At 71.1% G+C, this 8181-nt stretch carries 9 protein-coding genes and 1 pseudogene; 3 read left to right on the top strand and 7 right to left on the bottom strand.

What is annotated here, in order from left to right; translation table 11 throughout:
• Window positions 1–17: 17 nt before the first annotated feature.
• The 4 genes from AB0M20_RS16110 to AB0M20_RS16095 form a co-directional block, all read right to left on the bottom strand.
• Window positions 18–1046: a 6-phosphofructokinase gene (locus AB0M20_RS16110; protein ID WP_364298720.1), complete on the bottom strand. Its 1029-nt coding sequence runs from the start codon at window positions 1044–1046 to the stop codon at window positions 18–20.
• Between the two features lie 136 nt (window positions 1047–1182).
• Complete coding sequence (locus AB0M20_RS16105; RefSeq protein WP_364298718.1) at window positions 1183–1683, bottom strand: pyridoxamine 5'-phosphate oxidase family protein; 501 nt, start codon at window positions 1681–1683, stop codon at window positions 1183–1185.
• A 38-nt stretch (window positions 1684–1721) separates the two neighbouring features.
• Window positions 1722–2219: a polyadenylate-specific 3'-exoribonuclease AS gene (locus AB0M20_RS16100; protein WP_364298716.1), complete on the bottom strand. Its 498-nt coding sequence runs from the start codon at window positions 2217–2219 to the stop codon at window positions 1722–1724.
• 11 nt (window positions 2220–2230) lie between these two features.
• Window positions 2231–3094 (bottom strand): phosphotransferase, encoded by an 864-nt coding sequence (locus tag AB0M20_RS16095; RefSeq protein WP_364298714.1) that lies wholly within the window; start codon window positions 3092–3094, stop codon window positions 2231–2233.
• Between the two features lie 208 nt (window positions 3095–3302).
• Between AB0M20_RS16095 and AB0M20_RS16090 the strand changes: the two genes are divergently transcribed.
• Entirely contained in the window at window positions 3303–3998 is a 696-nt protein-coding gene (locus AB0M20_RS16090) for a Crp/Fnr family transcriptional regulator (protein WP_364298712.1), read from the top strand.
• Here AB0M20_RS16090 and AB0M20_RS16085 read toward each other — a convergent pair.
• Window positions 3946–4698: a lysophospholipid acyltransferase family protein gene (locus AB0M20_RS16085; RefSeq protein WP_364298710.1), complete on the bottom strand. Its 753-nt coding sequence runs from the start codon at window positions 4696–4698 to the stop codon at window positions 3946–3948. The genes AB0M20_RS16090 and AB0M20_RS16085 overlap by 53 nt on opposite strands.
• A gap of 129 nt (window positions 4699–4827) precedes the next feature.
• Between AB0M20_RS16085 and AB0M20_RS16080 the strand changes: the two genes are divergently transcribed.
• Window positions 4828–5628 (top strand): DUF308 domain-containing protein, encoded by an 801-nt coding sequence (locus tag AB0M20_RS16080; protein WP_364298708.1) that lies wholly within the window; start codon window positions 4828–4830, stop codon window positions 5626–5628.
• A 49-nt stretch (window positions 5629–5677) separates the two neighbouring features.
• Window positions 5678–7237: a trehalose-6-phosphate synthase gene (locus tag AB0M20_RS16075; protein ID WP_364298706.1), complete on the top strand. Its 1560-nt coding sequence runs from the start codon at window positions 5678–5680 to the stop codon at window positions 7235–7237.
• Here AB0M20_RS16075 and AB0M20_RS16070 read toward each other — a convergent pair.
• Both AB0M20_RS16070 and AB0M20_RS16065 read right to left on the bottom strand, forming a co-directional pair.
• On the bottom strand, window positions 7156–7830 hold the full coding sequence (locus AB0M20_RS16070; protein WP_364298704.1) for an alpha/beta hydrolase: 675 nt from the start codon (window positions 7828–7830) through the stop codon (window positions 7156–7158). The two genes, AB0M20_RS16075 and AB0M20_RS16070, sit on opposite strands and share 82 nt — an antisense overlap.
• Window positions 7827–8181 (bottom strand): annotated as a pseudogene (locus AB0M20_RS16065) (monooxygenase); the annotation flags it as partial. The pseudogene AB0M20_RS16065 and the gene AB0M20_RS16070, both read right to left, overlap by 4 nt.

The raw sequence follows: 8181 nt of genomic DNA, 5'->3' as shown, positions 1-8181 counted from the left end.
GATCTTCATGAGGTTCCTCAGCTGCCGAAGAAGACTTCGGCCTCTTCGTAGCGGGACAGCGGCACGGTCTTGAGCTCACCGGTGCCCTCGGCCAGCGGCACGCGGATGATGTCGGTGCCGCGCAGCGCCATCATCTTGCCGAAGTCACCGTCGTGCACGGCGTCGATCGCCTGCAGCCCGAAGCGGGTGGCGAGCACCCGGTCGAACGCGGTCGGCGTGCCGCCGCGCTGGATGTGACCGAGGACCACGGTGCGGGCCTCCTTGCCGGTCTTCTCCTCCAGCGACTGGGCCAGCCACTGGCCGATGCCGCCCAGCCGCACGTGGCCGAACGCGTCCAGCTCCTGGTTGACCAGCTGCATCTGACCCTCGAGCGGCTGCGCGCCCTCGGCGACCACGACGATCGGCGCGTACTCGACCTGGAAGCGCTTGGTCACGTACGTGGCGACCTGCTCGACGTCGAAGTTGCGCTCCGGCAGCAGGATGACGTTGGCGCCACCGGCCAGGCCGGCGTGCAGGGCGATCCAGCCGGCGTGCCGGCCCATCACCTCGACGACCAGCGTGCGGTGGTGCGACTCGGCCGTGGTGTGCAGCCGGTCGATGGCCTCCATCGCGATGTTCACCGCGGTGTCGAAGCCGAACGTGTAGTCGGTGGCGTTCAGGTCGTTGTCGATCGTCTTCGGCACACCGACGACCTTGACGCCCAGATCGTTGAGCTTGGTCGCGACGCCGAGGGTGTCCTCGCCGCCGATCGCGACCAGCGCGTCCACACCCTGGTCGGCCAGGTTCTGCTTGATCCGCTCGACGCCGCCCTCGATCTTGAAGGGGTTGGTGCGCGAGGAGCCCAGGATGGTGCCGCCCCGCGGGAGGATGCCCCGCACCTCGGCGATGCCGAGCGGCTTCGTCAGACCCTCGAGCGGGCCCTTCCAGCCGTCCCGGAAGCCGACGAACTCGTGTCCGTAGACGGCGACGCCCTTGCGCGCCACCGCCCGGATCACCGCATTCAGACCGGGGCAGTCGCCGCCGCCGGTGAGCACGCCGATACGCATGATTGAACAGTCCTCCCATGGCAGGTCGCGGAGCGCCCGTCATACCCCTCCGATGATCGGCAACGCTGCCTGGGAGCGGGGCCGGGGCCGCATGCGCACTGTAGTCGGCATGGCGACCCCGGCTCAAAGCGGCCCGCTACAACCGCACTGTTTCGTTCTCCCCCGCATCAGGCGTCTTGCCGGTCACGGCCGCCTTCGCGTACCCGATGAGCGTGACCACCCGGCTGCTGTGTGCTGACTCCCAGTATTCGGCGGTGTCCGCGTGCACCTTGATCAGCGTGAGGGTGGGCGTGTCCAGGCCGTCCGGGAACCACGCCTTGAGCGGCGCGCTCCACAGCTCCTCGGCCTTGGCGCGGTCGTCGACGCGCTCGGCGGCGCCCGAGATGGAGATCCAGTTGTTCTGCTTCTCGTCGCTGAACGAGACGTTGACCTGCGGGTTCGCGCCGATCTGCGCGATCACGTCGGAGTCGCTGTACGCGAAGAACCACAGGTCCCCGTCGAACTCCACGTCCTGCAGCGCCATCGGCCGGCTGACGTGCTTGCCGTCCGCGGTCATCGTGGTCAGCATGCTGATCCGGGCGTTCTTGACCAGCTCCTTGACGGTCTCCCGCTTCTCCTGCTCGGTCTTCTCGGCCATGGGTGCTCCTCTCGATCACGGATACACCTTGGCTTCCCTCAGCTCGGTGGCCCAACCATCGCCTGCCACCGGGCCAAGTTGTGCTTGGCGTCCACGAGCGCGTCGTGCCGGCCGGTGGCGGTGGGCAGCGGCGGCCGGCCCTTGTCGTCCCAGAGCTGCCGCAGATCCTTGGTGAACCGCGGGATCTCGCGGGGCAGCGCGGGCATCGCACCCCACAGCTGGGCCAGCGCCACATGGTCGTACGCCGCATACCACGCCCACAGCTCGATCTGCTCGTCGCGACCGCGCACCGGCTCCAGCAGGAACTCGTACAGCTCGTCGCGGATCCGCTCGCGCGAGCGCCACGCCGGGTCGGCCGGGCTGGGCAGCTTGTCGAGGACGTTGCGGCGCACCCAGGGCACGGCGCGGCTGTCGTCGAACTGGGTGGATACCGCATAGAACTCGCGGCCGAACTCGTCGACCACGCCGATCGAGACGAGATCGACCAGGCGGCCGTCCTCGATGAACTCGCAGTCATAGAAATAGCGGTAGACCATCGCGGACAAACCTAGCCGGGAGCCACCAGGGCATCGCGGGCGCGGTGCAGGTTCGCGCGGGCGCCGGGCGCGCCCAGCCGCCGCGCCGACCAGTCGGCCTGCACCGCCCACCGGAACCGGATCATCACCGGCAGCGCGGCGTCCAACTCGTCGGGAGGCACCGGGGCGGCCGCCAGATAGCCGTCGAGGAACTCGGCCGACGCGTCGGGCCCGCCGGCGTAGACCACGGCCGCCGCCACGTCGTAGGCGAGCGGGCCCGTGCCGCTGGCGCCGCAGTCGAACAGCCCGGTCCGACCGGTGTCCGGGTCGACCACGAACCCGCCCGGTGCCGGGTCGCCGTGCAGCACCCCGTAGGTGAGGCGGTCGGTGACCATGAGGCGCGTGGTGGCGGTGACCGCGTCGGCCACCGCAGGCCGCAGCCACGGCTCGGCGCCCAGATGCGCCGCGTCCGGGTCGATCAGGCTCCACGGCCGCAGGCCCGGATGGTGGAAGTCCTGCAGCACCCGGTGCACCACCCCGAGCCGGTCGCCCCACCACTGCTGGTCGATCGGATCGGCGCCGGCCAGGGACCGGCCGGGCACGCGGCGGGAGACGGCGAGAGCTCCGGCGGGGGTGCTGGCCGTGAGGCTGCCGCCGAGGGTACGCACCGGAGCGCCGACCTCGATCCCCCAGCCGCGCAGATGCTCGGCCGCGGACAGCCCCGCCTCCACCGGCAGCTTCGCCGGCTCGTCGACCAGCCGGGCGACGTAGCGGTCGCCGCCCGACCGCACCTCCCAGGCGCATGACATCAGCCCGCCGTCGAGGGCCTCCACCTCGCTCGGCGCCAGATGCCAGTGGTCGCGCAGCAAGGATCGAAGGAGATCGTCGTCCGGCACGGCGCAGATTATCCCGGTACGGCCAGTCTGTACGACGGACACGGTGGGCGATCGTAACGCTTCGCGCTTGCCACCTATACAGAAAGAAGCGTCAGGGGCATGATCGGTGACGATGCGAGGAATTGCCGCCGTGGAGGTATCACATGGCGTCGCGACGGCTCTTCATGCTATGAGTGATCGTCGCGCCCGGACCGGGAAGGAAACAGCCGTGGACCATCGCCTGCCGGATCCCGGTGATCCGCTGGCCAACGTGCAGATGTTCGCCGGCCTGGAGCCTGAGGTCCGGCAGCGCGTGCTGGCCACCGCGGTGCCCCGGACCTACCGCAAGGGACAGATCCTCTTCGTCGAGCACGATCCCGGAGAGTCACTGATCATCCTGAAGCGCGGCGCGGTCGCCGTCTTCCGCACCGCCCCCACCGGCGAGCGCGCGGTGCTGACCGTGGCCCGGCCGCCCGACGTGCTGGGCGAGGTGTCGCTTCTGGACGCGTCGACCCGCTCGGCCTCCGCCGAGGCGATCGAGGACACCCAGGCGCTGGCCCTGTCGCGGGCCGCCTTCATCGACCTGGTCCACTCCAACCCGCGGATCCTCGACGCGGTGATGCGCTCCTTCGGCGAGCTGATCCGCCGGCTCACCGAGCAGAACGCCGACCACGTCTTCCTCGATCTGCCCGGCCGGGTGGCCAAGACCCTGGTCCGGCTGGCCGGCGAGAATCAGGCGCCGATGATCACCATCGAGCTCAACCAGAGTCAGCTCGCCGAGATGGCGGGCGGCTCCAGGCAGAGCGTCAACCAGGCGATCGGCTCCTTCGCCAACCGGGGCTGGCTGCGCACCGAGGGCCGCCGGATAGTGGTCACGGACGTTTCTGCTCTGCGGCGGCGGGCGGGGATGGAGGCGTCGCGGTAGGTCTGGTCTCGGTCTGGGGCTGGACCTCCACGGACGTTTTGAGCTTGGCGGCGTAGACGTCGACGTACGGGCGGCCGGTCAATGTCATCAGCTCGTACATGATCTCGTCGGTCACCGCGCGCTCGACGAACCGGTCGCCCTTCTCCCCCGCGTACCGGGAGAAGTCCAACGGTGCGCCGAAACGCATCCGCACCCGCTTGACCGACGGGATGAGCTTGCCGGTCGGCTGGATCTCGTCGGTGTTCAGCAGCGCCACCGGCACCACCAGCGCCCCGCTCTCGAGGGCGAGCCGGGCCACGCCGGTCTTGCCGCGGTAGAGGCGGCCGTCCGGCGACCGGGTGCCCTCGGGGTAGATGCCGGCGACGCCGCCCTCTCGGAGCACCCTGAGCAGGGTGTCCAGGGCCGCCTGGGCCGCCCTGCCACCCGATCGGTCCACCGGGACGGTCCCGGTGCCGGAGAAGAACTGGCGCATGAGCCAGCCCTTGATCCCCTTACCGGTGAAGTACTCCGCTTTCGCGACGAACGTCACCCGGCGCCGGACGATCAGCGGAGTGAAGATCGAGTCCGAGAACGAAAGATGGTTACAGGCGAGGATCACCGGGCCACTAGCGGGCACGTTGTGCAGCCCCGTCACATCGGGGCGGAAGAGCAGCTTGAGCAGTGGCCCGAGCACTACGTACTTGAGCAGCCAGTAGAACACCGATGTCCTTTCCCGCGCCGGTCGGCACAGGTGAGGGTACGGAGCGGGAGCGGCACGCCACAACGCACTCCCGAAAGAGGGCCCTGACGTGTAACCATTGCCCGCAGGGTCGGCGAGGGAGTGTGCAGGGTGTCAACGGGTGGCGCCCGTCGCGGGCGGCGGGACAACGGACTCGACGCGGCAGACTACGCAGTCGCCGGCGACGTCGACCCGCGCGTCGGTGAGCATCTGCTCGACGTGCTGGCCGCGGGCGGGATAGCGGCGTATCTGCAGCCGTCGGCCGACCTCAATCCGATCCTGCGGACCACCACGTTCCCGGCGCGCCCGACCGACCGGCTCTACGTCGACCGCACGCAGCTGGCCGCCGCCCGCGAGCAGCTGCACAAGCTGACCGGCGGCCGCGGCCCCACCCCGCCCACGCCGGCGGCCAAGCCCGAGGCCAGCCAGACCGAGGTCGACGCCGAGTGGGCCAAGATCATCGCGGGTTTCCACACGATCCCGGCCGACACGCCACCGCCGCCCGAGCCGGAGACCGCGGAGAAGCCGCGACAGCCCCCGCCGATGCCCTCGGCGATCGACATCGCCGGGATCACGCTGAACCGGCGGCGCACCGATCCGCAGCCCGCGCAGGAGCCGTCGCTGCTGGACGGGCTCGACACGTTCGGCGCGGACACCCCGGACGACGACGAGGACCGCTACATCCCGCCGCCTCCCCCGCCGCTCCCCCGGATCAGCAAGTACGCGATCGCCGGCGTGCTCGGCATCGTGATCGGCTTCATCCTCTTCCTGCGCCCGACGCTGCTGCCGGTCGACCGTGACCTGGTCACGCTGATCGGGTTCACCGCGATCGTCGCCGGCGCGGTGACGCTGGTCTGGCGGCTGCGCACGGGTGACGACGATGACGACTACGACGACGGAGCGGTCGTCTGATCCATCACCATCAACGCGTCAGCCAGTAGTGGTGGCGTAACCTGTCGTGGTGCGTCAGAGCTCATTGGTCGTGGTTTCGAACCGTTTGCCCGTGGACGACAACGTTGCGCCGGACGGTGCCTGTGAATGGCGGCGCAGCCCCGGCGGGCTGGCCGGCGCACTGCACGCGATCCTGCAGGAGACCCCGGCCACCTGGGTGGGGTGGAACGGCGTGGCCGGCGGCGAGGCCCCGGAGCTGCCCGACATCGGCAGCCTGCGGCTGCGGCCGGTCGCCTTGTCCCGCGACGAGTCGCGCGGCTACTACGAGGGGTTCGCGAACTCGACGCTGTGGCCGCTCTACCACGACGCGGTCGAGCCGCCGGTCTTCGACCGGGGCTGGTGGGAGACCTACCGCGCGGTGAACCGGCGCTTCGCCGAGGCGGCCGCGGAGGTCGCCGAGCCCGGCGGGGCGGTCTGGGTGCAGGACTACCACCTACAGCTCGTGCCGGCGATGATCCGCGCGTTGCGGCCCGACCTGCTGATCGGCTTCTTCCTGCACGTGCCGTTCCCGCCGCCCGAGCTGTTCATGCAGCTGCCGAGGCGGCTCGAGCTGCTGAGCGGCATGCTCGGCGCCGACCTGGTCGGGTTCCAGCGGCCACAGGCGGCACACAACGTCGCCCAGCTCGCCACGAAACTGCTCGGCGCGGCCGCCACCGACGACGAGATCGTGCTCAGCGATGGGGCGGGCGGCGAGCGCGTCGTGCACACCGGCGCCTTCCCGGTCTCCATCGACGTCGAGGAGATGATCGCGCTCGCCGGGCGGCCCGACGTGGTGAACCGGGCCCGGCAGCTGCGCCGCGATCTCGGCCAGCCCAAGCGGGTGCTGCTCAGCGTCGACCGGCTCGACTACATCAAGGGCATCGAGCACCGGCTGACCGCGTACAGCGAACTGCTGCGCGACGGGCTGGTGAAGGTGCGCGACACGGTGATGGTGCAGGTGGCGGTGCCCAGCCGGGAGCGGGTCGAGCGCTACCGGATGTTGCGCGACCGGATCGAGGGCGAGGTCGGCCGGATCAACGGCGAGTACGGGCGCGTCGGCGAGCCGGCCATCCACTACCTCAGCCAGCCGTTCGACCGCGCCGAGCTGGCCGCGCTCTACCAGACCGCGGACGTGATGGTGGTGACCCCACTGCGGGACGGGATGAACCTGGTGGCCAAGGAGTTCGTGGCGGCGCGGGCGGAGGGCGGGGGCGCGCTGGTGCTCTCCGAGTTCGCCGGCGCGGCCGCCGAGCTCGAGTCCGCGTTCCTGGTCAACCCGCACGACGTCGACGGCCTCAAGGCGACGCTGCTGGAGGCGATGGACGCGCGGCCCGACAACCTGGCGACGCGGATGAGCGACATGCAGGCGCACCTGCAGCGGCACGACATCGTGGCGTGGGCCCGGGCGTACCTGACCACCCTGGATCACAGTGGACGCACCCTCGAGCTGATCCCCGCCACCCGGCAGGCCGGCGCTCAGGCAGCCGGCGGCGCTCAGGCAGCCGGCGCTCAGGCGGCCAGCTCCTTGCCGAGCCAGTCCAGGATGGCGTCGATCGGCTCCACCCAGCCGGGCCCGACCATCAGGTCGTGACCCATGCCCGGGAAGAGCAGCGGCGCGCCGCCGTATCCGGCCGCCGCCCGGTCCAATGACCTGCGGGGCACGACCTTGTCGTCCGGGCTGCCCACGACCAGGACCGGCGGATCGCCGACCGGCCTCGGCAGCGCTCTCGGCCTCGGGACCCGGGCCGGGCGGGCCTGGGCCGGGGAGAGCCGCACCGGAGCGCCGAGGACGGCCAGCAGGCCCGCTCGCCACAGCGCCCCACGGTCCAGCACCGGGCAGGCCAGCACCGCGGCACGTGCCGGGTATCGGCCCATCGCCTGAGCCACGATCATCGCGCCCACGCCGTGCCCGACGAGCACGGCCTGGCGGGGCAGGGCGGCGGCGGTCTGCACGACGTCGTGCGCGTACGCCCGGAGATCTCCGCCGTCGCGCGCGGTGAGCGCATGTGCCGGGAAGCCGCGCTCCGCGGTGTGCGCCAGCCAATGCTCGGCGAACACCGCGGCCTCGAAGCCGGGCCCCGGAACGAACAGCACGGGCTGGTCGCCCTCGGCGGCGGCGGAGAGCACCTCGCGCCGCACCGGCGGCACGGGCGAGATCCAGTCCTGGTAGCGCAGCAGTCTCACGCCGGCTCCAACCGCTTGAGCAGATCCTCGAGAACCGACAGGTACGCCGTGCCGCCCACCTCGAACCAGTGTCGCCGGCTCGGCACCACCGACGACCGCGCCCACTGGCGCATCGGCCGTTTCGACTCGGCCTGCTGCACCGCGGCGGCCCGCACCGGGTCGGTGACGCGCAGCCGCAGCCACCGCGCCACCGCGACGCTCTGCCAGTGCGCGAGCGGGAACAACGCACCGTCCGACTGCAGCAGACCGATCACCGCGAGCGTCGGGTGCCGGCGGGCGAACGCGTGCAGGTGCAGATCGGGTTTGCCCTCCTCGTCGATGTCCAGCAGCTCGGGCGCGAGGAACTCGAAC

Source organism: Actinoplanes sp. NPDC051633 (genome assembly GCF_040681735.1).
Lineage (GTDB): Bacteria > Actinomycetota > Actinomycetes > Mycobacteriales > Micromonosporaceae > Actinoplanes.
The sequence above is the reverse complement of the archived record's forward strand: the minus strand, read 5'-3'. Positions and strand labels throughout refer to the sequence as shown.

Excerpts from the sequence above, each read along its gene's own strand:
- AB0M20_RS16105 (WP_364298718.1), bottom strand. The coding sequence starts at position 1,683 with ATGGCCGAGAAGACCGAGCAGGAGAAGCGGGAGACCGTCAAGGAGCTG.
- AB0M20_RS16100 (WP_364298716.1), bottom strand. The coding sequence starts at position 2,219 with ATGGTCTACCGCTATTTCTATGACTGCGAGTTCATCGAGGACGGCCGC.
- AB0M20_RS16110 (WP_364298720.1), bottom strand. The coding sequence starts at position 1,046 with ATGCGTATCGGCGTGCTCACCGGCGGCGGCGACTGCCCCGGTCTGAAT.